Source organism: Aquicoccus sp. (assembly GCF_041686535.1).
In the GTDB taxonomy this organism is placed as follows: domain Bacteria; phylum Pseudomonadota; class Alphaproteobacteria; order Rhodobacterales; family Rhodobacteraceae; genus Aquicoccus.
The window spans coordinates 1-20,956 of record NZ_JAWLDS010000022.1 but is presented as its reverse complement, the minus strand read 5'-3'; the positions used below and the strand labels follow the sequence as shown (position 1 = coordinate 20,956).

21 protein-coding genes and 1 riboswitch are annotated in these 20,956 nt (G+C 65.1%); of the genes, 8 read left to right on the top strand and 13 right to left on the bottom strand.

Annotation, left to right across the window (positions count from 1 at the left end; translation table 11 throughout):
- Positions 1-13 precede the first annotated feature (13 nt).
- Positions 14-439, bottom strand: a complete 426-nt coding sequence (gene irrA, locus ACESL9_RS07260) for an iron response transcriptional regulator IrrA (protein ID WP_372611279.1) — start codon at positions 437-439, stop codon at positions 14-16.
- Between the two features lie 206 nt (positions 440-645).
- Between irrA and fabA the strand changes: the two genes are divergently transcribed.
- From fabA to ACESL9_RS07245, 3 genes are read left to right on the top strand one after another with little or no spacing between them, the layout of a single operon-like run.
- Positions 646-1,155: a bifunctional 3-hydroxydecanoyl-ACP dehydratase/trans-2-decenoyl-ACP isomerase gene (fabA, locus tag ACESL9_RS07255; RefSeq protein ID WP_372611277.1), complete on the top strand. Its 510-nt coding sequence runs from the start codon at positions 646-648 to the stop codon at positions 1,153-1,155.
- An 18-nt stretch (positions 1,156-1,173) separates the two neighbouring features.
- On the top strand, positions 1,174-2,403 hold the full coding sequence (gene fabB / locus ACESL9_RS07250; protein ID WP_372611275.1) for a beta-ketoacyl-ACP synthase I: 1,230 nt from the start codon (positions 1,174-1,176) through the stop codon (positions 2,401-2,403).
- Between the two features lie 5 nt (positions 2,404-2,408).
- Positions 2,409-3,197 (top strand): enoyl-ACP reductase, encoded by a 789-nt coding sequence (locus tag ACESL9_RS07245; protein WP_372611361.1) that lies wholly within the window; start codon positions 2,409-2,411, stop codon positions 3,195-3,197.
- Between the two features lie 36 nt (positions 3,198-3,233).
- Here the strand turns inward: ACESL9_RS07245 and trmB are convergent, their stop codons facing one another.
- Positions 3,234-3,977 carry a tRNA (guanine(46)-N(7))-methyltransferase TrmB gene (gene trmB / locus ACESL9_RS07240; RefSeq protein WP_372611273.1) on the bottom strand — a complete coding sequence of 248 codons (744 nt, stop codon included), beginning with the start codon at positions 3,975-3,977 and terminating at the stop codon, positions 3,234-3,236.
- A 281-nt stretch (positions 3,978-4,258) separates the two neighbouring features.
- On the opposite strand from trmB, the gene ACESL9_RS07235 reads away from it, so the two are divergent.
- On the top strand, positions 4,259-4,687 hold the full coding sequence (locus ACESL9_RS07235) for a DoxX family protein (protein ID WP_372611271.1): 429 nt from the start codon (positions 4,259-4,261) through the stop codon (positions 4,685-4,687).
- Positions 4,688-4,838: 151 nt separating this feature from the next.
- On the opposite strand, the gene ACESL9_RS07230 is transcribed toward ACESL9_RS07235, so the two are convergent.
- The 9 genes from ACESL9_RS07230 to miaB form a co-directional block, all read right to left on the bottom strand.
- Positions 4,839-5,468, bottom strand: a complete 630-nt coding sequence (locus ACESL9_RS07230) for a glutathione S-transferase family protein (RefSeq protein ID WP_372611269.1) — start codon at positions 5,466-5,468, stop codon at positions 4,839-4,841.
- A gap of 106 nt (positions 5,469-5,574) precedes the next feature.
- Positions 5,575-6,741, bottom strand: coding sequence for a methionine adenosyltransferase (gene metK / locus ACESL9_RS07225; RefSeq protein ID WP_372611267.1), 1,167 nt, complete (start codon positions 6,739-6,741; stop codon positions 5,575-5,577).
- A gap of 6 nt (positions 6,742-6,747) precedes the next feature.
- Positions 6,748-6,797, bottom strand: a riboswitch (SAM-SAH riboswitch).
- Positions 6,798-6,836: 39 nt separating this feature from the next.
- Positions 6,837-8,390 carry an apolipoprotein N-acyltransferase gene (lnt, locus tag ACESL9_RS07220; RefSeq protein WP_372674654.1) on the bottom strand — a complete coding sequence of 518 codons (1,554 nt, stop codon included), beginning with the start codon at positions 8,388-8,390 and terminating at the stop codon, positions 6,837-6,839.
- Positions 8,383-9,297, bottom strand: a complete 915-nt coding sequence (locus ACESL9_RS07215) for a hemolysin family protein (protein WP_372611263.1) — start codon at positions 9,295-9,297, stop codon at positions 8,383-8,385. The genes lnt and ACESL9_RS07215 overlap by 8 nt, the downstream gene beginning before the upstream one ends.
- Positions 9,298-9,318: 21 nt before the next feature.
- Positions 9,319-9,834, bottom strand: a complete 516-nt coding sequence (gene ybeY, locus ACESL9_RS07210) for an rRNA maturation RNase YbeY (RefSeq protein ID WP_372611261.1) — start codon at positions 9,832-9,834, stop codon at positions 9,319-9,321.
- A gap of 194 nt (positions 9,835-10,028) precedes the next feature.
- Positions 10,029-11,063: a PhoH family protein gene (locus ACESL9_RS07205; protein ID WP_372611259.1), complete on the bottom strand. Its 1,035-nt coding sequence runs from the start codon at positions 11,061-11,063 to the stop codon at positions 10,029-10,031.
- Positions 11,064-11,225: 162 nt separating this feature from the next.
- On the bottom strand, positions 11,226-11,525 hold the full coding sequence (locus ACESL9_RS07200) for a hypothetical protein (protein WP_372611359.1): 300 nt from the start codon (positions 11,523-11,525) through the stop codon (positions 11,226-11,228).
- A 25-nt stretch (positions 11,526-11,550) separates the two neighbouring features.
- A complete protein-coding gene (locus ACESL9_RS07195) occupies positions 11,551-12,171 on the bottom strand; it encodes an OmpA family protein (protein WP_372611257.1) in 621 nt (206 codons plus the stop codon).
- Positions 12,172-12,383: 212 nt separating this feature from the next.
- On the bottom strand, positions 12,384-13,703 hold the full coding sequence (gene miaB, locus ACESL9_RS07190) for a tRNA (N6-isopentenyl adenosine(37)-C2)-methylthiotransferase MiaB (protein WP_372611255.1): 1,320 nt from the start codon (positions 13,701-13,703) through the stop codon (positions 12,384-12,386).
- 99 nt (positions 13,704-13,802) lie between these two features.
- Between miaB and ACESL9_RS07185 the strand changes: the two genes are divergently transcribed.
- From ACESL9_RS07185 to ACESL9_RS07170, 4 genes are all read left to right on the top strand, one after another.
- Positions 13,803-14,684, top strand: a complete 882-nt coding sequence (locus ACESL9_RS07185) for a glycosyltransferase family 2 protein (protein ID WP_372611357.1) — start codon at positions 13,803-13,805, stop codon at positions 14,682-14,684.
- A gap of 75 nt (positions 14,685-14,759) precedes the next feature.
- The gene (gene aroA / locus ACESL9_RS07180; protein WP_372611253.1) at positions 14,760-16,109 is read left to right on the top strand and encodes a 3-phosphoshikimate 1-carboxyvinyltransferase; all 1,350 of its coding nucleotides are present in this window, start codon (positions 14,760-14,762) and stop codon (positions 16,107-16,109) included.
- 46 nt (positions 16,110-16,155) lie between these two features.
- Positions 16,156-16,770 (top strand): (d)CMP kinase, encoded by a 615-nt coding sequence (gene cmk / locus ACESL9_RS07175; RefSeq protein WP_372611251.1) that lies wholly within the window; start codon positions 16,156-16,158, stop codon positions 16,768-16,770.
- Complete coding sequence (locus ACESL9_RS07170) at positions 16,767-17,765, top strand: aldo/keto reductase (RefSeq protein WP_372674653.1); 999 nt, start codon at positions 16,767-16,769, stop codon at positions 17,763-17,765. The genes cmk and ACESL9_RS07170 overlap by 4 nt, the downstream gene beginning before the upstream one ends.
- Positions 17,766-17,786: 21 nt before the next feature.
- Here the strand turns inward: ACESL9_RS07170 and ACESL9_RS07165 are convergent, their stop codons facing one another.
- Both ACESL9_RS07165 and ACESL9_RS07160 read right to left on the bottom strand, forming a co-directional pair.
- Positions 17,787-19,349, bottom strand: coding sequence for an AMP-binding protein (locus ACESL9_RS07165; protein ID WP_372674652.1), 1,563 nt, complete (start codon positions 19,347-19,349; stop codon positions 17,787-17,789).
- A gap of 86 nt (positions 19,350-19,435) precedes the next feature.
- A complete protein-coding gene (locus ACESL9_RS07160; protein ID WP_372611245.1) occupies positions 19,436-20,662 on the bottom strand; it encodes a PLP-dependent aminotransferase family protein in 1,227 nt (408 codons plus the stop codon).
- Positions 20,663-20,956 lie beyond the last annotated feature (294 nt).

Genomic DNA, 20,956 nt, shown 5'->3' with positions numbered 1-20,956 from the left:
TATGCAACCGGGATCAGGTGCGCCGCAGCCGGATCACCACGTCCACGCTGGCAATTTCGGCCCCTTCGGGAGCGTCTGGCAGATTGGTGATCTGCATCCGGTCATGCGCGGCATCGGTCAGCTCACCCGTGTCCTCCCAGAAGAAATGCGGATGTTCGGAGGTGTTGGTGTCGAAATAGCTCTTGGTGCCATCGACCGTGATTTCACTCATCAATCCGGCATCGCAGAAGGTGCGCAGCGTGTTGTAGACCGTGGCCAGCGAGACTTTTTCGCCCGAGTGTCGCACCGCGTCGAACAGGCTCTCGGCGGTGACATGGCGGTCCTTGCCATCGCCGATCAGCAGCGAAGCGAGGGCGACGCGCTGGCGCGTGGGCCGCACACCGGCTGACGCAAGCCAAGCGCTTCCGCGCATTTCGGCATGGGTCGTGATCTGTTTCATTCTGTCACCGTTTCTCACCGTCGGTTTTCGATGCTCTATTAGTATAAAGGTATTTTACACTGATTTTCAAACGGAAAGCGCTGATTTTTCAGGCAGGAGGGCCTCGAGCCCGGGCCTTGCGGGACCGCGGGTCCGGGTGATAGAGGATATCCGGATCAGTCATGGCGTGGCAAACGTCATGCGCCACGAGAAAAGGATCCGCCCGGATGGCCCAGTACAAGAGCAGTTTTTCCCGCGACGACTTGTTGAAATGCGCCCGAGGCGAGCTTTTCGGGCCGGGTAATGCACAACTGCCCGAGCCGCCGATGCTGATGATGGACCGGATCACGGATATTTCCGAGGATGGAGGCGCGCACGGCAAGGGTCATGTGGTGGCGGAGTTCGACATCACGCCGGACCTGTGGTTTTTTGAGTGCCATTTTCCGGGCAACCCGATCATGCCGGGCTGTCTTGGGCTTGACGGGCTGTGGCAGTTGACCGGTTTCAACCTTGGCTGGCGCGGTTGGCAGGGGCGCGGCTATGCGCTGGGCGTGGGCGAGGTCAAGCTTACCGGCATGGTGCGGCCGGACCGCAAGATGCTGACGTATTACGTTGATTTCACCAAGGCGGTGCAGACCCGCCGCCTGACCATGGGTGTGGCGGATGGCCGGGTGGAAGCGGATGGTGACGTGATTTATCAAGTCAAGGACATGAAGGTCGCTCTTTCGGAGAGCTGAACCAGAGGAGGGTGCCATATGCGCCGCGTTGTCGTCACCGGGCTCGGAGTGGTTTCGAGCATCGGGAACACTGCAGAAGAGGTTCTGGCCAGCCTTAAGGCGGGAAAATCCGGCATCACCGCAAACGCGGCGATGGCAGAACACGGGTTTCGCAGCCAGATCGCCGGGGATGTGAAACTCGACGTGGCCGACCATGTCGACAAGCGCACGTTGCGCTTCATGGGGCCGGGGGCGGCCTATGCCCATATTGCCATGGGGCAGGCGATTGCCGATGCGGGGCTTGAGGAAAGCGATATCGTCAACCCGCGCACGGGCCTCGTGGCCGGGTCGGGCGGTCCCTCGACCAGTGCAATGCTGGCGGCACATCAGACCGTTCTGGACAAGGGCAGCCCCAAGAGGATCGGACCATTCGCGGTGCCCAAATGCATGTCGTCCACGATTTCGGCCAATCTCTCGACCGCCTACCAGATCAAGGGGATCAACTACTCGATCACCTCGGCCTGTTCCACGTCATTGCATTGCATCGGCAACGCGGCCGAGCAGATCATGCTTGGAAAACAGGATGTCATGTTCGCCGGTGGCGGCGAGGAGCTTGACTGGACCCTGTCGTGCCTGTTCGACGCCATGGGGGCGATGTCGTCGAAATACAACGACGCGCCCGAACGGGCGAGCCGGGCCTTCGACGCGGATCGCGACGGGTTCGTGATCGGTGGCGGTGGCGGGATCGTGGTGCTTGAGGATCTCGAACGTGCCCGCGCGCGCGGGGCAAAGATCTATGCCGAGATCACGGGCTATGCCGCGACGAGCGACGGGCATGACATGGTCGCGCCCAGCGGCGAGGGGGGCGAACGGGCCATGCGGCTGGCGCTGGAGACCCTGCCCGAGGGCAGAAAGGTGAGCTATATCAATGCGCACGGGACTTCGACCCCGGTAGGGGACGTGGGCGAGGTCGAAGCGGTGCGGCGAGTCTTTGGCGAGGGGTCAACGCCGCCGATCAGCTCGACCAAGTCGATGACCGGACATAGCCAGGGCGCGACAGGCGCGCAGGAGGCGATCTATTGCCTGCTGATGCTGGAGCATGATTTCATTGCACCGTCGATCAATGTCGAGACGCTCGACCCGGCGATCAAAGCCGGCGAGATTGCCACGCAAACCGTTGAAAATGCAGGGCTTGATTCCGTGATGACCAACTCGTTCGGGTTCGGTGGCACCAATGGGTCGATGATCCTTTCGAAATACAGGGAATGACACGCATGGGTGGGTGGATGGAAGGCAAACGCGGGCTCATCATGGGTGTGGCCAATGAGCGCTCGATCGCCTGGGGTATCGCCAAGGCGATGGCAGAGGCGGGGGCGGAACTGGCCTTTACCTACCAGGGCGAAGCCTTTGGCAAACGGGTGGAGCCGCTGGCCCGGTCGCTTGGATCGGATATCATGGTCGATGCGGACGTGACCGACGAGGCCTCGCTCGATGCGGCATTCGCGGCGCTGGGCGAACGCTGGGACCGGCTGGATTTTCTCGTCCATGCGATCGCCTATTCGGACAAGGCAGAACTGGGCGGTCGCTTTCTCAACACCAGTCGTGATAACTTTTTGAATTCTCTTGATATTTCTTGCTACTCGCTGATCGAGGCAACGCGCCGGGCCGAACCAATGATGACTGCCGGGGGCACGATCCTGACCCTGACCTATCAGGGGTCGAACCGGGTGGTGCCGAATTACAACGTGATGGGGGTGGCCAAGGCGGCGCTCGAGGCGACGGTGCGGTATCTGGCCAATGACCTGGGACCGCAGGGTATCCGCGTCAACGCGATCAGCCCGGGGCCGATGAAGACCCTGGCCGGCGCGGCGATCGGCGGCGCGCGCAAGACCTTTCGCCATGCTGCGGAGAACGCGCCGCTGCGCTCGAACGCGACGCTCGAAGCGGTGGGTGGCACGGCGGTTTACCTTGCCTCGGAGGCGGGCGCATATACCACCGGCGAGGTCTTGCGCGTCGATGGTGGGTATCACATCCTTGGCATGCCGCAGGGCGAGAATATCTGATCGTTGCTGATGTAGCGCAGAGACGCAAAGGAACGGTTAATCCGCCGCGCCACGCCTGCGAAAGGTAAGGTAATGCGGCGTGCGACCCTCGCGCAGCGCCTTTTGTTCGTATCGGGTCGAGATCCAGTCATCCCAGGGCTCTCGCCAGTCGGCGGGACGGTCTGCGAGCCAGTCGAAACCGTGCCGTGGCACCATTTCGAGGGTCTGGCGGACATAATCGGGAATGTCGGTGGCGACCCGGAAGATCGCGCCGGGTTTCAGGATTTTCGCAAGCGGTTCAAGATGTTCCGGGGTGACGAAGCGCCGGCGGTGGTGCTTTTTCTTCGGCCAGGGGTCGGGATAGAGCAAGAAGGCGCGCGAGATCGACCCGGCAGGCAGCACATCGAACAGGTCGCGCGCGTCGCCGGGGTGGATGCGGATATTCTCGCAGCCCGCATCGCGGATCTTGCCCAGGAGCATGGCGACGCCGTTGATATAGGGTTCGGCCCCGATGAACCCAATTCCGGGGTTCTGCGCGGCCTGGTGGACCATGTGTTCGCCCCCCCCGAAACCGATTTCGAGCCAAACCTCCCGACCGCCGAAAAGCGCATCGAGATCAAGGGGCTCGCGGTCGGAGTTCACGTCCCAGCCGACCGGGCCGGGCGAGAGGCGCGCGAGGTCTTCTTCAAGGTATGCCTGCTGCGACTGGCGCAGGGCCTTGCCCTTGATCCGGCCATAGAAATTGCGCCATGGCGCGCCCGAATGGTGGTTCGACGTGGTCATGGGCTGGGTCGTAGCCATGAGCGCGGCGCGGTGCAAGCGTGCGGTGGGGTTAACGCGAATTTTTGGGGAAAAATCGGGGGGTGATCTTCGGCTGCTGCCCGGCTGCCGGGCGTGCACCGCCGCGTTGCAGCGAAAATGGCAGGATTTCGGTTAACGCGGTGCACCGTGGCCTTGCTTTCGGTGCGCTCGTGCACATTGGATGGGAAAAATTAGGCAATGGTGCAGCACCGCAATGTGCTCCATATCCCGCGCATCCCCCGAATGACCGGGGTCTGGACATATGGAAAAGGACAAACGACATGACCCAAGCACTCAATACCGTGCAGACCGTTGCCGCACCGCTGGGGCGCGCGCTCCTCGCGCTCATCTTCATCACGTCGGGAGCCGGGAAAATCACGGGCTACGAGGGCACCCAGGGCTATATGGAGATGATGGGCGTGCCCGGTGCTCTCTTGCCGCTGGTGATCCTGACCGAGCTTGGCGGGGGGATCGCCCTGCTGCTGGGTTGGCAGGCGCGGATCGCGGCTTTCCTGCTGGCCGGTTTCACGCTTTTGTCGGGCTTCATCTTTCACTACGTACCGGGTCTCGGCATGGAAGGGATGGAAGCGCAGGCGCAGATGATCAGCTTCTGGAAAAACGTGAGCATCACCGGCGGTCTGCTCATGGTGGTGAGCCTCGGTGCAGGTGCCTGGTCGTTTGACGGGGCACGCCGCGGGGCCGCCGCATAAAGCGGGGGCCGTGGCGAAAGCGGCCTTGAGTATTTGGGCCAAGAAAGAGCGGGGGCTGCCTGAATTCGCGGCGCCTTGTCTCTTTCTTGGTCATAAATACTCAATTGCGGGCCGTATCGGGTGGCGCGACGCTGGATGTTCGGCCCGCTGATCAGAGGCTTGACGAGGGGCGCGCGCGCATCCGTGCAAGCCAGTCCTGCGTTGCGCTGTTCTCTTCGGGCGGGCGCAGCTTCACCACGCGGGCGAAATCGGTGAACACGAAAGCGGTGATGTCGGCGAGGGTAAAGCCGTCGCCGGCGAGCCACGGGCTTTCCCGAAGCCGGGTTTCGAGCTGCTCGAAAAAGGCGTGGGTGCGCCGTATTCCGCGCTCGGCCATTTCGGGAATCTGGGGCAGATCGAGGGGGCCGGGCAGGGCACGATCCTTCATTGCCGGGTGGGCATTGCGGAAGGCTTCGCCCACGGCCATTCCGCCCTGTCCCTCGGCGATGGCGTTCCACATGGCGACGCGGCCCTTTTCCTCGGGCGTGATACCCATGAGGGGCGGTTCGGGAAAGCGCGCTTCGAGATAGGTGGCGATGGCGATGTTCTCGGCCAGCGCAGTGCCGTCCTCGGTGACAAGGACCGGGACGGTGGCGCGGGGGTTGATGGCGCGAAACGCGGGCGAGAGCTGTTCGCCCTTGGCGATCGAGACCTCGCGGGTCTCGATTTCGAGCCCTTTCTCGGCGATGAACATGCGCGCGCGGCGAGGGTTGGGGGCGGTCGAACAGTCGTAGAACAGCATGTCATGGCCTTTCGCAGGATCCGTCGGCAGCAGACTGCACCGGGGCGGCGGCAATGAAAAGCCCCGCCAGCGGTGGCAGGCGGGGCGCTGTGGCCGTGCCAGGAGGTCATATTTCCTTTGCGATGGTCGCGGCCAGGTCGGTCTTTTCCCAGCTGAAGCCGCCTCCGGTGTCGGGCTCGCGCCCGAAATGGCCATAGGCGGCGGTGCGCTCATAGATCGGACGGTCAAGGCCCAGGTGGGTACGGATGCCACGCGGAGTGAGATCCATCGCGCGCGCGACCGCGTTCTCGATCGCGGCTTCCTCGACCTTGCCGGTGCCGTGGGTGTCGACATAGATCGAAAGCGGCCTGGCCACGCCGATGGCATAGCTGAGTTGCAGCGTGCAGCGCGAGGCGAGGCCGGCGGCGACCACGTTCTTGGCAAGATAGCGCGCGGCATAGGCCGCGGAGCGGTCGACCTTTGTAGGATCCTTGCCGGAGAACGCGCCGCCGCCATGCGGGGCGGAACCGCCATAGGTGTCGACGATGATCTTGCGACCGGTGAGGCCGGCATCGCCGTCGGGGCCGCCGATCACGAAAGTGCCGGTCGGGTTGACCCACCACTCGGTCTTTTCGGTCAGCCATTCGGCGGGCAGCACCTCGCGGATATAGGGCTCCACGATGGCGCGGATGTCGTCGGAGGTCTGGTCCTCGCTTTCATGCTGGGTCGAGAGCACGAGTTGCAACACCTCGACCGGATTGCCATTCTCGTAGCGCAGCGTGAGCTGGGTCTTGGCATCGGGGCGCAGGCTGGGTTCAGCGCCGGATTTGCGGGCCTCGGCGAGGCGGCGCAGGATCTTGTGGGAATACTGGATCGGGGCGGGCATGAGTTCGGGGGTCTCGTCCACGGCATAGCCGAACATGATGCCCTGGTCGCCCGCGCCGTCGCGGTCCACGCCCTGGCTGATATGGGCGGATTGTTCATGCAGGAAGTTCAGCACGTGGCAGGTGTTCCAGTGGAATTTTTCCTGCTCGTAGCCGATATCCTTGATGCAGTCGCGCGCGATCTGGCCGATCCGGCCCATGTAGTTCTTGAGCCGCTCCTGGTCCGACAGTCCGACCTCGCCACCGATCACCACCATGCCGGAGGTGGCGAAGGTTTCGCAGGCGACGCGCGCGCCGCTTTCCTCGGCCAGGAAGGCATCGAGGACGGCGTCGGAAATGCGGTCGCAGACCTTGTCGGGGTGGCCCTCGGAGACGGATTCCGAGGTGAAAACGTAATTCTGCCGGGCCATGAGAAGTGCTCCATTGGTTGTTTGCCCGCCACGCCAGGAAGCCGTTGTGGGGGAATTCGTATCTGGTTATGCCGGCACCACGCGGGGGTCAATGCCTATTCGGCGCGCCGGCGGGTGGTGTAGCGGCGAAACGCCAGCCCCGAAAGGGTAAGCGCGAGGAGAGCCGCGAGAGGCAAGTCGCCCATGCGGGCATAGAGCGTGGGCGGCAGGGCCGGGGGCAGGGCGGCATCGGTGAAGCCGGCCTCTCCGAGCGCGATCTGCCCCGTGATGTGCCCGCGCGGGCCGATCATGGCCGAAACGCCGGTATTGGCCACCCGCGCCATGGGCAGCCCCTGTTCGATGGCGCGCATCTGTGCCTGCTGAAGATGCTGGAACGGCCCCGAGAAGCGCCCGAACCAGGCGTCGTTGGTGATCTGCATGAGCAGCCGGGGCCGGGCCGGGGCGCCGGCCACGTCATGGGGAAAGACCGCCTCGTAGCAGATCAGCGGCAGGGCGCGGCCAATGCCGGGCAGGTCGATGATGCGCGGGCCGGGGCCGGGCGAATAGCCAAAGCCCTGGTCGTTGGCAAATCCGGTGAGTCCGGCGCGCGCGGCGAGATTGCCCAGCGGCATGTATTCGCCGAAGGGCACGAGATGATGCTTGTCGTAAAGCGCCCGGGGCGTTCCGTCCGGGCCCAGAACCACCAGGGAGTTGAGCAATCGGGTGCCATCGAGGCGGCGCAGCCCGAGCACCACGGGTTGATCTCCGGCCATGTCGGAGATCATGCCGAGCGCCGCGTCCGCTTCGTCCAGGAACCACGGGATCGCGGTTTCCGGCCAGATCGTGAGATCGGGTGTTGCGGATCGGGCCGGGGCGGCGGTGAAATCCAGTTGGCGGTCGAAGAAAGTGCGGATATGGGCAGGATCCCATTTCTGGTGTTGCGGGGCGTTGGGCTGCACCAGGCGGATCACGGGGGCATCCGATCCGGGTGGGGCGGGGCGGCCAAGGCCCCAGCCCGTGGCGATGAAAAGCCCGCCCAGGGCCAGCCCGGTGAGCGCGGCGCGGCGGCGGTGGGGCGAGAGCAGCGACCAGAGCACGACGCCCATGGCCAGGGCTGCAGCGGTGAGGCCATAGGGGCCGATGAAGGCGGCATGGATCGCGGCGGGGCTGGGTGCCCAGATATAGCCGGGAAGCGCCCATGGAAAGCCGGTGAAAAGATAGGCACGGGCCATCTCGGCCAGGGTCAGGGCGACGAGCCAGGCAAGCGCGCCGCCGACCAGCCGGCCGCCCGATCGGCGCGCCAGTGCGAAACCCGCACCCCAGAAGAGGGCCAGCCCCCCGGAGAGGAAGACCAGCGCGAAAGGCGCCATCCAGCCATGGCGGGCGATGTCGACGAAGAACGGCTCGACGATCCAGTGCAGTGCGATGGCGAAATAGCCGGTCCCGCCCGCCCAGCCGGTCCAGAAGGCGCGCAGCGGGGTCAGGGCCGCGCGGTAGAGCCCGAACAGACCGGCCAGCCCGACGAGGGCGAGCGGCCAGAGGTTGAAGGGCGCATGACCGAGCGCTGCGACCCCGCCCAACGTGGCCGCCACCCCCATGAGCCGCCGCAGGAACAGGCGGCGGGCGCGGGTCTCGAACCGGGTGGCATGATCCGTTCTGACCCTAACCATCTTTGTCGGTGGCGGAATGATCGGGCAGGCGCACACGCAGGCGCTTGATCCGCCGGGGGTCGGCGTCGGTCACCTCGAATTCGGTGCCGTTGGGGTGCTGGACCACCTCGCCACGCACCGGCACGCGGCCGGAGAGCATGAAGACCAGCCCGCCCAGCGTGTCGATCTCTTCCTCGTCGACGTCCTCGGCATCGGTGAGCGACAGGCCGATCTCGGCCTCGAACTCGTCGAGCGGGGTCTTGGACTGCGCCGAATAGCAGCCGGGCGATTCGCGGGTGAAGAAATTGTCTTCCTCGAGATCATGCTCGTCCTCGATCTCGCCGACCACCTGTTCGATCAGGTCCTCGATCGTGGCAAGTCCGTCCACCCCGCCATATTCGTCGATCACCAGCGCCATGTGGCGGCGTTCGGTCTGCATCTTGGTCAGCAGGATACCGATCGGCATGGAGGGCGGCACGAAGAGGAGCGGGCGCAGCATCTTGTCGAGCTCGATCTGTCCGCTGGAGGCGCCGTTGAAACCGTATTCGAGTGCGAAATCCTTGAGATGAACCATGCCGCGGGGGGTGTCGAGCGTATCCTCGTAGACCGGAAGGCGGGTCATGCCGCTTTCGCGGAACACCTCCACAAGTTCGTCGCGGGTGATGGTCGTGGGCACGGCGACGATCTCGGCCTTGGGAATCATCACGTCCTCGACCGTCATGCGGCGAAGGTTGAGCAGGCCGGGCATCGCCGCGAGGGTCTGCGCCGGTGTCGAGTCTAGGTCTGTCGCATCAAGCGTGTCCGAGGGGCTGAGTGCGCTCATGATCCGTCGGAAAAAGCCGCTTGCGTGCGGATCCTGTGGTGGTTCGGTCGTCTCGCCCGGCGCGCTGTGCGCCGCGTTAGAAGACCCGTCGTCTGTGTCGCCCATTTCTACCTTGTCCAGAGGGGATTACCCCGATGAGTCACTATATGGGTCAGGAAGACCGAGTTTGCCAAGTATCTCTACCTCAAGTCCCTCCATGAGGGTGGCATCGCGGTCACGCTGGTGATCATATCCCAGGCAATGCAGGATGGCATGGATGACGAGGTGCGTCACATGGTCGTCCGGGGATTTGTCCTGTTCGGCGGCTTCGCGCATGCAGGTGTCATAGGCGATGGCAATGTCGCCGAGGAACCCCGCCTCGGGGTCGTGCGGGTCGGGATCGGGCCATGCGGGGCTGTCGCCGTCCTCGGGGGCGGCGAGATCGGTTGCGGGCCAGCTCAACACGTTGGTGGGTTGTGGCTTGTCGCGGAAATCGGCGTTGAGCGTCGCGATACGCGCATCGTCGCAGGCCAGGAGGCTGACTTCGTGGGCGTCGGGGTCGAGGCCGAGATGCGTGAGCGTGGCGCGGGCGGCGCGGGGCGCGAGCCGGTCAAGCGCGGTCGCGCTCCAGCGGTCGTCTTCGATGATGAGGTCGATGCACATGGTGTGGCTTTATTTTGTTGCACTTGATTGAATTTGCCTCCGCCCGGGTCGCTTGCGGACCGGGCAGCGCCCGCCCCGCCCCATGGGCGGGCGCTTCACGCCCTCCCCGGGTCGGGCGCCGCCCTCTGGATGGAGTCTCATGAATTCAGTCTCGTCTGTCCGTTTCCCAACCGCGCGGGAAGAGATGCAACGTCTCACGCCTTGTGCGACCGGGTCGGGTCAGCGGCATCGTAGGCTTCGATGATGCGGGCCACGAGCGGGTGGCGCACCACGTCTTTCGACGTGAAGTAATTGAAGCTGATCCCGTCAATCCCCTTGAGCAGGGTTTCGGCATCCGACAAGCCCGAGGGCACACCGCGTGGCAGGTCGATCTGGGTGCGGTCGCCGGTGATGACCATGCGGCTGCCTTCGCCAAGGCGGGTGAGGAACATCTTCATCTGCATGGTGGTGGCATTCTGCGCCTCGTCGAGCACCACGAAGGCATTGCTCAGCGTACGCCCGCGCATGAAGGCGAGCGGCGCGATCTCGATGCGCTTTTCCTCGATCAGCTTGGCCAGTTGCTTGCCGGGCAGGAAATCGTTGAGCGCGTCGTAGAGCGGCTGCATGTAGGGGTCGACCTTGTCCTTCATGTCGCCGGGCAGGTAGCCCAGTTTCTCGCCCGCCTCGACGGCGGGGCGCGACAGGATGATGCGGTCGACATGACCCTCGACGAACATGTTCACGCCGACGGCGACGGCGAGATAGGTCTTGCCGGTGCCGGCCGGGCCGATGCCGAAGGCGAGCTCGTTGCCGAAGAGACTTGTGACATAGGTTTTCTGGGCGTCGGTGCGCGGCTCGACGGTTTTCTTGCGGGTCTTGATCTCGATCCGGCCGCCACGGAACATCTCGAGCTGGTCGCCGTCATAGGAGCCGCCCGGGCTGTCCATTCGCAATTCGCGATCGACATCGCCCGATTCGACCCGCCGGCCCGATTCGAGCCTTTCGTATAGCGTGCCCAGCACCGAGAGCGCCTCGGAGGTGGAGGCGTCATCGCCGATCACCACGATCTGGTTGCCGCGGCGCAGGATCTGCACCCCGAGCTTCTGTTCGATCTCGGCAAGGTTCCGGTCGTATTCGCCGCAAAGCTCGATCAAAAGGCGGTTGTCGGGAAATTCGGCGAGGCGTTCGCGCAGTGCGTCGGGATCGTCACCATCTGGGGATTGGGGCGGGGGCAGCACGTTGATGGCCAATCAGCTCTCCTTGATATGCGGTGCCGGGCAAGAAACCGTTTGGCGATGGTGCCAAGCGGCGCGGCGGTGCGCAAGTGCGGGCGGGCGAATGTCACGCGATTGATACCAAAACGGCCGCGCAGGTTTCCCCGCGCGGCCGGATGTCAGGCATGTTCCCACATCTCAGTTCGGATCCGGGATCTTGGAGCCACCCTTGAAGTCACCGGCGGTATGGGTCGGCGGGGCGACGCCCGAGCAGACCGGCTTGCCGTATCTGTCCAGCCGGCGGACCATGTAGCCTTCGAGTCCGTCATCGGCGATCCAAGTGTCACAGCCGGTCGGATCGACCCAGATTCCCCATTGCAGTTGTGACAGGTGTTTCTGGTCGATGCCGCGGTCCACGGTCTTGTCGGCGGGATAGCCGCGCAGGCCTTCGTCACAGCCGGCCACGGCGAAGAGCGAGGCGCAGAGCGCCAGTTTCATTGCGAGTTTCATGCGTGGCCCCTTGTCATTGGATGCACAGGATTTCGACGCGGCGATTCTTGGCCATGCCTGCCGCGGAGTTGTTCGGAGCGACCGGGCTGCGTTCGCCCATGCCGCGCACGTCGGCGATGCGAGCGCCCGTGCTTTGGGCGACTTTCGCGACGGAATTGGCGCGGTTGAGCGACAGGCGCATGTTGTATTCGTCCGAGGCCCGGCTGTCGGTATGTCCGACGATGGTATAGGCAAAGGCGCTCGAATCCCGGAAGAATTCGCGCAGCCGCTGCTGGCCCTTGTGGCTGATCCGGTAGCTGTCGGTCGCGAAATACTGGTCCGTGTTGAGAACGCCGCAGACATTGACCTCGCGGCAAACCGGAACACCTTGCCGGTTCACGTGATTCACGGCATAGCCTTCGGCGCCGTCATCCATGACCCAGGCCTCGCAGCCATCTGGCGTGACGGAAATGGTGGGAATATACTGTCCCTTGTCACGGCCCTGTTGCGAAGGCGTGTCGCGCCTGAACATCTCGGAGCCCATGTCATCGGCCCCTTGTGCGGCCACGTCGCTGGCCACGAGGATGGCGCCGAAGGCAGCAGCCGCAATACCACTGACCACCCCGCGCGCCGTTTTCGAGAAAACTTTCGCCACAGCTTCTGTCCCTTGATTTATGTTTCCCCCAATCGGACCCGAGGAATTGGCAGCACCTGCATGGTCCGTACGAAAATGTGTTTTCACTGTAACAGCTTCTGCGCGCTTGTGAAGAATTTTCAGGGGACGAGACCACCCGATCTTGTGCCCGCAAGGGGTGTTTCATCCAATTCTGCGCCCGTTCGGCGGGGTGCTGTCGGAAAGCCGTCGGGTCAGGCCAGAACACCGGCCAGCGAGTTCGGCCCCGAGGAAACGATTCTCACCCGGCGAAGGTCGCCCGGGCTGGCCGGGCAATCATCGACATGCACGGCATGGAGGTGGTCGGATTTGCCGACCATCTGGCCGGGCAGGCGACCGGGTTTCTCGAAGAGCACGCCCACGGTCCGGCCGACCATCGCATCCTGGCGGGCGCGTTGCTGGCGGGTGATGAGCGCCTGGAGCTCTTGCAGCCGCGCATCGGCCACATCGGGTGCGACCTGCGCACGTTCCGCCGCCGGGGTGCCGGGGCGGGGGGAATACTTGAAGCTGAACGCCTGCCCGTAGCCGACCCGTTCGATCAGGTCGAGCGTATCGGCGAAATCCGCGTCGGTTTCCTCGGGAAAGCCGACGATGAAATCGCCGGAAATCAGAATGTCGGGCCGGGCGGCGCGCAACCGGTCGATCAATGCAAGATAGCTGTCGCGGGTATGGCCGCGGTTCATCCGCTTGAGGATGCGGTCGGAGCCCGATTGAACCGGCAGGTGCAGGTAGGGCATCAGTTTCTCGCATTCGCCATGCGCCGCTATCAGATCGTCACTCATGTCCTTGGGATGCGAAGTGGTGAAGCGGATACGTTCCAGCCCATCAATGTCATTGAGCGCCCAGATCAGGCCGGCAAGGCCGGTCTCACCGTCAGGCCCCGCGCCGTGATAGGCGTTGACGTTCTGGCCCAGCAGGGTGATCTCGCGCACCCCGCGTTCGACGAGGTCACGCGCCTCGCTCAGGACGCGGTCGACCGGGCGCGAGACCTCGGCGCCGCGGGTATAGGGCACGACGCAGAAGGCGCAGAACTTGTCACAGCCTTCCTGAACGGTGAGAAAGGCGGTGGGGCCGCGCGCGGCCTTGGGGCGCGATTTGAGACGCTCGAACTTGTCCTCTTCGGGGAAATCGGTGTCGAGTGCCTTGTGCCCCGATCGCGCGCGCGCCTCCATCTCGGGCAGGCGGTGATAGGCCTGCGGGCCGACCACCAGGTCGACGAGCGGCTGGCGGCGCATGATCTCTTCGCCCTCGGCCTGGGCGACACAGCCGGCCACGCCGATCCTGAGGTCGGGATTGGCCGCCTTGAGCCCCTTGTAGCGGCCCAGCTCGGAATAGACCTTCTCGGCGGCCTTTTCGCGGATATGGCAGGTGTTGAGCAGGATCATGTCCGCGTCTTCGGGGGTGCGGGTTTCGACATAGCCCGACCCGCCCAGCGCCTCGGCCATGCGTTCGCTGTCATAGACATTCATCTGGCACCCGTAGGTCTTGATGAAAAGTTTCTTGGGGTCGGCCATGGGATCCTCGCGCGCGGGTTTCAGAGCGGTTGATTACATCAGGTGCGGGGTGGCTTGCAATGCACCCCTATTTAACCGATTTTGCGCAGCATGAACGAGATGACGGAACAGCGATATTATGCCGGTCTCGGCGATTTCCTTAACCGGGGGAAAGCCGCCCTTGCCAAGGGGCCGGTGGCGCTTGTCTTTGCCGAGGACGAGGTCGAGCTTGACACCACCTTGCGCCATCATCAGCAGCTGGGGTTCAAGTCGGTGGTCTGTTTCATGCCCGACAGTTTCGCACTGCCCGCGGATCTCGTGCGTAGCGTGCATCGGGTCGGCTATGACATGACGGAGGAGCAGGCGCTGGAGCGGGCGATGAACGCGGTGATCGGCGCGGCCGAGGGGCAATGGCTTTATTACTGTTTCAACGCGGAATACCTCTTTTACCCGTTCTGCGAGACCCGCACCATCGGCGAGATGCTCGCCTTTCACACCGAGGAGCGGCGCGACGCGATGCTGACCTTCGTGATCGACCTTTATGCAGGCGACCTGGAGGCGTATCCCGATGCGGTTTCGCTTGAGACGGCGTGTCTCGACAAGACCGGCTACTACGCGCTGGCCCGGCCCGACGCGGCCAATCACAATCACCCCAAGGAGCGCCAGCTCGATTTCTTCGGCGGGTTGCGCTGGCGGTTCGAGGAACACATTCCCGCCCCGCGCCGCAAGATCGACCGGGTCGCGATTTTCCGGGCCAAACCCGGGCTGTTGCTGCGCGACGATCACACCTTCACGGACGAGGAATACAACACCTATGCCTGTCCGTGGCACAACAACCTGACCGCCGCGATCGCGTCGTTTCGCACGGCAAAGGCGCTCAAGCGCAATCCCGGTTCGACCTTCGATATCGACACGTTCCGCTGGCACAATTCGACGCGGTTCGAATGGCATTCGCGCCAGTTGCTCGACCTGGGGCTGGTGGAGCCGGGTCAATGGTTCTGAACTGACCGGATCGACGATGGACGGGGCCGGGTGGCTGGGCTATCACGCTGGCATCTTGGCGAAGGATGGTTCTCGATGGCGTCACACGGCACCCCGATCCCGATGATCTCCAGCCCCTGTGGCGCGCTTGCGGGCGTGGCCGAGGTGCCCGGCGACAAGTCGATCTCGCATCGTGCGCTGATCCTGGGCGCGATGTGCGTGGGCGAGACGGTGATTTCCGGCCTGCTGGAGGGCGAGGACGTGCTGGCCACGGCGCAGGCGATGCGGGATTTCGGGGCCGATGTCACGCGCGACGAGGGCGGCACGTGGCGCGTTCAGGGTGTGGGCGTGGGCGGCTTTGCCGAGCCGGCGAGCGTGATTGACTGCGGCAATGCCGGGACCGGTGTGCGGCTGATCATGGGGGCGATGGCGACGCAGCCGATCACCGCCTGTTTCACCGGCGATGCCAGCCTCGTGAGCCGCCCGATGGCGCGGATCTCCGATCCGCTGGCCTTGTTCGGCGCGCGGGCGATGGGGCGCTCGGGCGGGCGGCTGCCGATGGTGATCGAGGGTGCGCGTGATCCGGTGCCGGTGCGATACGAGGTGCCGGTGCCGTCGGCACAGGTGAAATCGGCGGTGCTGCTGGCCGGGCTGAACGCGCCGGGGCAGACCGTGGTGATCGAGCGCGAGGCAACGCGCGACCACACCGAGCGGATGCTGGAAGGGTTCGGCGCCGAGATCACCGTTGCGAATGAGGATGGCAAGCAGGTGATTACCCTGACCGGACAGCCCGAGCTTGCCCCGCAGGTGATCGCGGTGCCGCGCGATCCCTCGTCGGCGGCGTTCCCGGTCTGTGCGGCGTTGATCGTGCCGGGGTCGGATGTTCTTGTGCCGGGGATCGGGCTCAACCCCACGCGCGCAGGGCTGTTCGAGACGTTGCGCGAGATGGGGGCGGATCTGGCCTATGAGAACCCGCGCGAGGAGGGTGGCGAGCCTGTCGCCGATCTGCGCGCGCGCTATTCACCCGACATGAGGGGCATCGAGGTGCCGCCCGAACGCGCGGCGAGCATGATCGACGAATACCCGATCCTTTCGGTGGTGGCCGCCAACGCGAGCGGACAGACGGTGATGCGCGGGGTGAAGGAGCTGCGCGTGAAGGAAAGCGACCGGATCGAGGCGATGGCGCGGGGCCTGCGCGCCAATGGCGTCGAGGTCGAGGACGGCGAGGATTGGTGGATCGTGACCGGGTGCGGCGCGGTTCGCGTGACCGGTGGCGCGGAGGTCGAGACGTTCCTTGACCACCGGATCGCGATGGCGTTTCTCTGCCTCGGCATGGCGGCGCGCGCGCCTGTGCGGCTCGATGACGGGGCGCCGGCGGCCACGTCTTTTCCGGACTTCGAGCCGTTGATGGCGGATCTGGGCGCCGATATCGGGCGGGATGTGTGATCGTGCCCCTGTCGCGGGATTGGACGAATCCGGAAGGACCAACAGCATGAGCTTCACAGTGGCGATCGACGGGCCGGCGGCGGCGGGCAAGGGAACGGTGTCGCGCGCGGTCGCGGCGCATTTCGGCTTTGCGCATCTCGATACCGGGCTGCTTTATCGCGCGGTGGGTGCGAAGGTTCTGGAAGGTGCGGACGCGGTTGAGGCGGCGCGGACGCTGGTGGCCGACGACCTCACAGGTGATCTGCGCGCACCCGGCGTGGCACAGGCCGCCAGCCGCGTCGCGGCAGAGCCGCAGGTGCGCGCGGCGCTGGTCGATTTCCAGCGCGCGTTTGCGGCCCGGGCCGGGGGCGCGGTTCTGGACGGGCGCGATATCGGCACCGTGATCTGCCCCGAGGCGCAGGCAAAGCTCTTTGTGACCGCGAGCGCCGAGGTGCGGGCCGGTCGTCGCTGGCGTGAGCTCTGCGAGGCGGGGCATGATGTGACGTTCGATGCGGTGCTGGCCGATGTGAGGGAGCGCGACGCGCGCGACAGCGAGCGCGCCACTGCGCCGCTCAGGCCCGCGGAGGATGCGGTGGTGATCGACACCTCGGAGATGAGCATCGACGAAGCGGTGGCCGCGGCGATCGCGGTGGTCGAAGAGAAACGGGGAGAGAGGGCATGAAGACACGCAAGCTGGGCCGGAACGGGCCGGAGATCGCCGCCGTGGGCTATGGCGCGATGAGCTTTTCCGATTTCTACGGGCCGACGAACGAGGCGGCGTCACATGCCATTCTCGATGCGATGCGCGATTGGGGCGTGAACCATATCGACACTTCGAATGTCTATGGCATGGGCCGGTCCGAGGAGTGGATCGGCAGTTATTTCGCGCGCGACCCCGCCGCGAAGGATGATTTCGTCATTGCGACCAAGGCCGGGATCACCCGCGATGCGGAGGGTAACCGCGTGTTCCGCAATGACCGCGCGCACCTGGAAGGTGAGCTGGACAAGAGCCTGAAGCGGATGGGGGTGGAGCGTGTCGATCTCTTTTACGTCCATCGGCGCGATCCGGCGACGGAGATCGAAGCGGTGACCGAAGCGCTGGTCGAGATCATGAAAACCGGCAAGATCGGCGCGTTCGGGTTTTCCGAGATCGCGCCCTCGTCGCTGCGCCGGGCGGCGGCAGTTCATCCGGTGGCGGCGGTGCAGTCGGAGTATTCGCTGCAGACCCGATCGCCGGAACTCGGGCTGGTGCAGAGCTGCGCCGAGCTGGGCACCGCGCTGGTGGCGTTCTCGCCGGTGGGGCGGTCGTTGCTGACCGATCATCCGCTGTCGCGCGAGGCGATTGCCGGGGCCGCGTTCCTGGCTGGCAACGCACGGTTCCAGGAGCCGAACCTTGGCTACAACCTGGCCGCGACCGACCGGTTCCGGGCGCTGGCCGCCGAGATGGGCGAGCCGACGGCGGCGCTGGCCAATGCGTGGCTTCTGGCGCAGGGGGAGCACGTGATCCCGATCCCCGGCACGCGGTCGGTCGAGCATCTGCGCGAATGCGTGCGCGGGGCCGAGATCGCGCTGTCGGCGGATGACCTGCGCCGCATCGAGGAGGTATTGCCCGTCGGCTGGTGCCACGGCGACCGCTATAACGAAAGCCAGTGGGTCGGGCCGGAGCGGTATTGCTGAGGGAAGGCCCGAAGCCCGGCCTCAGTTCTTGCCCGTCACCCGCTCGCGCAGGACGCGGCGCAGGATCTTGCCCGAGGCCGCCTTGGGGATGGCATCGGTGATCTCGATCCGGCGAACCTGTTTGTAATGCGACAGCATCCCCTCGAGATGGGCCTGGAGCGTTTCGAGCGTGGGGGTCTGCTTGCCCGCGGGCACGATGAAGGCCATGGGCAATTCCCCTGCCTCGGGGTCGGGCACGCCGATCACGCCCACGTCGGCCACATCGGGGTGGGTGATGAGCGCGGCCTCGAGCTCGGCCGGGGCGACCTGGAACCCCTTGTACTTGATCAGTTCCTTGAGGCGGTCGGTCACATACATGAACCCCTCGGTATCGAAGCGCACGATGTCGCCGGTGTGGAGCCATCCCTCGGGGTCGAGTGTTTCGGCGGTGGCTTTCTCGTTCTTCCAGTAGCCTTTCATGACTTGCGGGCCGCGCACCCAGAGCTCGCCCTCCTCGCCGGTGGCCACGTCTCGGCCGGTAACCGGATCGACAACGCGACATTCGGTGTTGGGGATGGTCAGGCCCGAGGCGCCGGGGCGGGCGCGTTCGGGCGGGGTGGAGTGTGAGACGGGCGAAAGCTCGGTCATGCCGTAGCCCTGCGTCGTGGCGCAGGAAAGCCGCGCGGCGACCCGATCGGTCACGTCTCCGCCCAATGGGGCCGCGCCGGAGTTGATCTGTTCGACACAGGAAAGATCGTATTCGGCCACCAGCGGATGCTTGGCCAGCGCGATCATCACGGGGGGCACGACATACATCCGCCTTGTGCGGTGTTCCGATGAGAGCCGCAGGAACAGTTCGAGATCGAAACGCGGCATGGTCACAAGCCCGCCACCCGTCGCCAGCACCATGTTGGCGAGGCATTCGAGACCGTAGATATGGAAGAAGGGCAGGAAGGCCACGGTCATTTCGCCCGGTGCGGTCGTGGTCGTGGCCATGGTCTGGTCGATATTCGCGGCAAGGTTCCAATGGGTGAGCATCACCCCCTTGGGCAGGCCGGTCGTGCCCGAAGAATAGGGCAGGGCGAGAACATGATCGCGAATGTCGACGGGGGTTTGCGCCTCTTGCGCCTCGCCCATCAGGTCGGAGAGCGAGAGCACGCCGGGGGCCTCGCCGATCACGGCGATTTCCTGAACGTCGGTGCCTTGCACGGCCTCGCGTGCGGTGTCGAGGAATTGCGGGATGGTGATCAGCAGCGTGGCGCCGGAATCGGCCAGTTGGTGGCGCACCTCGTGCGCGGTGTAGGTCGGGTTGATCAGCGTGACCGTGCCGCCCGCCCACGCGATGCCATGAAAGGTGATGCAGTATTCGGGCAGGTTGGGTGCCATCAGGGCGATCATCGCGCCTTGCCCCGTGCCGCGTGCGTTGAGCCCGCCCGCGAGTCGTTTCACCGCGTCGACAAAGCCGCCCACGGTGACGCTGAGCCCGGTCGGCCCGTCGATCAGAAGCGGGCGGTCGGGGGCGTCGCCCAGCCCCTCGAAGACGCGGGTGGTGATCGTGACTTCGCGCAGTTCGACCGGCGGATAGGGGCTTGTGATGATGCTCATGTGATGGTGTCCTCCCGCGGGCAGGCTAGGGCCGGGCGGGGCGGCTTGCCAAGCGGAACGCGCCGTCACTTGCGTGGTCGAGCGGATCAGTCGCGTGCAATGTTACCGCTGCGCAGGGGCACGCCGAATTCGGCGTGGCAGATTTCGGCCAGCCTCGCGATTCCCTCGCGGATCACGGGGATTGGGGGATGGCCGAAGCAGATACGCATACGGTGGCGGTTTTCGCTGCTGTTGACGCTCCATTCCGCGCCGGGATTTATCTCGATCCCCTGTTCGAGCGCGGCTTGGAACAGCCTGTCGGTATCGACCGCGTCGGGCAGCGTGACCCAGAGATAGATCCCGCCCGCGGGCCGGTCATATTGCGCGGCGGCGCCGAAATGTTCATCCAGCGCGTCGCAGAGCGCATCGGCCTTGTCCCGCAGCATCGGCAGAAGCGTGGCGACATGTGTCTCGTAGTGGCCGGGCAGGTATTCGGCCAGCGCCATCTGCGCCAGCGCGCCGGTGCCGGCATCGGTCTTGAGCGGCAGGATATGGCCCATCAGCGGCCAGGGCGCGACCAGATAGCCAAGGCGCAGCGCGGGGGCGATGGTCTTGGAAAAGGTGCCGCAATAGATCACCCGATCCTCGTCGTCGAGCGCATGGATCGCGGGCGGGCGTTCACCGGAAAAGACCAGATCGGCATAGCAATCATCCTCGAAGATCGGCACGTCGAACTTGCGGGCCAGCGCCAGCATTTCGCGGCGCCGTGCCTCGGGCATGATCGTTCCGGTTGGGTTCTGGATGGTGGGGATGGTGTAGATGAACTTGGGCTTGCGCCCCTCGCGAGCGAGGGTTTCGAGCGCCTCTTCTAGCGCGTCCATGCGCATTCCCTCGCCGTCTAGGGCGATGGGATGCGGGGTGACGCCGAGCGCGCGCAGCTTGGCGATCGCGCCCATGTAATTGGCGTCTTCGAGCAGCACCACGTCGCCCGCGTCGAGCAGCGCGCGGTTCACGAGGTCCATGGCCTGGAGCGATCCGGAGGTGATGAGCACCTCGTCGCGGCGGGCCGTGATTCCGGTGCGGCGTTCGAGGATCGTGCAGATCTCCTCGCGCAGGGGGAGATAGCCTTGCGGGCCGCCATCCATGCCGTATTTGCCCATGGAATGGCCTTCCTCGCGGATGACGCGGGCCACGGCCTCGGCCAGCGCGTCGGCGGGTACGGTCGGCTCGTCGATGTTGCCGCCGACAAAGTGATAGGGGGGCAGGCCGGTGAAGGGCTGGCCGGATCGCGCGCGGGCGGGTTCGGAGAGGAAACTGTCGAAGGCGAAACTCATGGCGCGTGCCCCTGTCTTGCTATGTTCCTGGCCTGGTCACACGGGCCAAGGTTGCGCCCCGTGTGGGCAGAGCAAGTCTAGGGCGGGGTTGCCCGTGGGTCCATTCGGTGCGGCCGGCGTGACGCAACGAAAAAGGGATGACCGGCGGGGCGGTTCGACGGGCCGTTCAGGACGGGGCCGGACTATTCCTCCTGATCCTCTTGATCCTCTTCACCCTCCTGATCCTCCTGACCCTCCTGAAATGCGCCGTTTGCCCAGGTACCGCTTTCCTCGCCGCCTTCGGCATAAGTCATT

Coding starts and splice junctions, on each gene's coding strand:
- irrA (WP_372611279.1), bottom strand. CDS start 439: ATGAAACAGATCACGACCCATGCCGAAATGCGCGGAAGCGCTTGGCTT.
- fabA (WP_372611277.1), top strand. CDS start 646: ATGGCCCAGTACAAGAGCAGTTTTTCCCGCGACGACTTGTTGAAATGC.
- fabB (WP_372611275.1), top strand. CDS start 1,174: ATGCGCCGCGTTGTCGTCACCGGGCTCGGAGTGGTTTCGAGCATCGGG.
- ACESL9_RS07245 (WP_372611361.1), top strand. CDS start 2,409: ATGGGTGGGTGGATGGAAGGCAAACGCGGGCTCATCATGGGTGTGGCC.
- trmB (WP_372611273.1), bottom strand. CDS start 3,977: ATGGCTACGACCCAGCCCATGACCACGTCGAACCACCATTCGGGCGCG.
- ACESL9_RS07235 (WP_372611271.1), top strand. CDS start 4,259: ATGACCCAAGCACTCAATACCGTGCAGACCGTTGCCGCACCGCTGGGG.
- ACESL9_RS07230 (WP_372611269.1), bottom strand. CDS start 5,468: ATGCTGTTCTACGACTGTTCGACCGCCCCCAACCCTCGCCGCGCGCGC.
- metK (WP_372611267.1), bottom strand. CDS start 6,741: ATGGCCCGGCAGAATTACGTTTTCACCTCGGAATCCGTCTCCGAGGGC.
- lnt (WP_372674654.1), bottom strand. CDS start 8,390: ATGGTTAGGGTCAGAACGGATCATGCCACCCGGTTCGAGACCCGCGCC.
- ACESL9_RS07215 (WP_372611263.1), bottom strand. CDS start 9,297: ATGGGCGACACAGACGACGGGTCTTCTAACGCGGCGCACAGCGCGCCG.
- ybeY (WP_372611261.1), bottom strand. CDS start 9,834: ATGTGCATCGACCTCATCATCGAAGACGACCGCTGGAGCGCGACCGCG.
- ACESL9_RS07200 (WP_372611359.1), bottom strand. CDS start 11,525: ATGAAACTGGCGCTCTGCGCCTCGCTCTTCGCCGTGGCCGGCTGTGAC.
- miaB (WP_372611255.1), bottom strand. CDS start 13,703: ATGGCCGACCCCAAGAAACTTTTCATCAAGACCTACGGGTGCCAGATG.
- ACESL9_RS07185 (WP_372611357.1), top strand. CDS start 13,803: ATGACGGAACAGCGATATTATGCCGGTCTCGGCGATTTCCTTAACCGG.
- aroA (WP_372611253.1), top strand. CDS start 14,760: ATGGCGTCACACGGCACCCCGATCCCGATGATCTCCAGCCCCTGTGGC.
- cmk (WP_372611251.1), top strand. CDS start 16,156: ATGAGCTTCACAGTGGCGATCGACGGGCCGGCGGCGGCGGGCAAGGGA.
- ACESL9_RS07170 (WP_372674653.1), top strand. CDS start 16,767: ATGAAGACACGCAAGCTGGGCCGGAACGGGCCGGAGATCGCCGCCGTG.
- ACESL9_RS07165 (WP_372674652.1), bottom strand. CDS start 19,349: ATGAGCATCATCACAAGCCCCTATCCGCCGGTCGAACTGCGCGAAGTC.
- ACESL9_RS07160 (WP_372611245.1), bottom strand. CDS start 20,662: ATGAGTTTCGCCTTCGACAGTTTCCTCTCCGAACCCGCCCGCGCGCGA.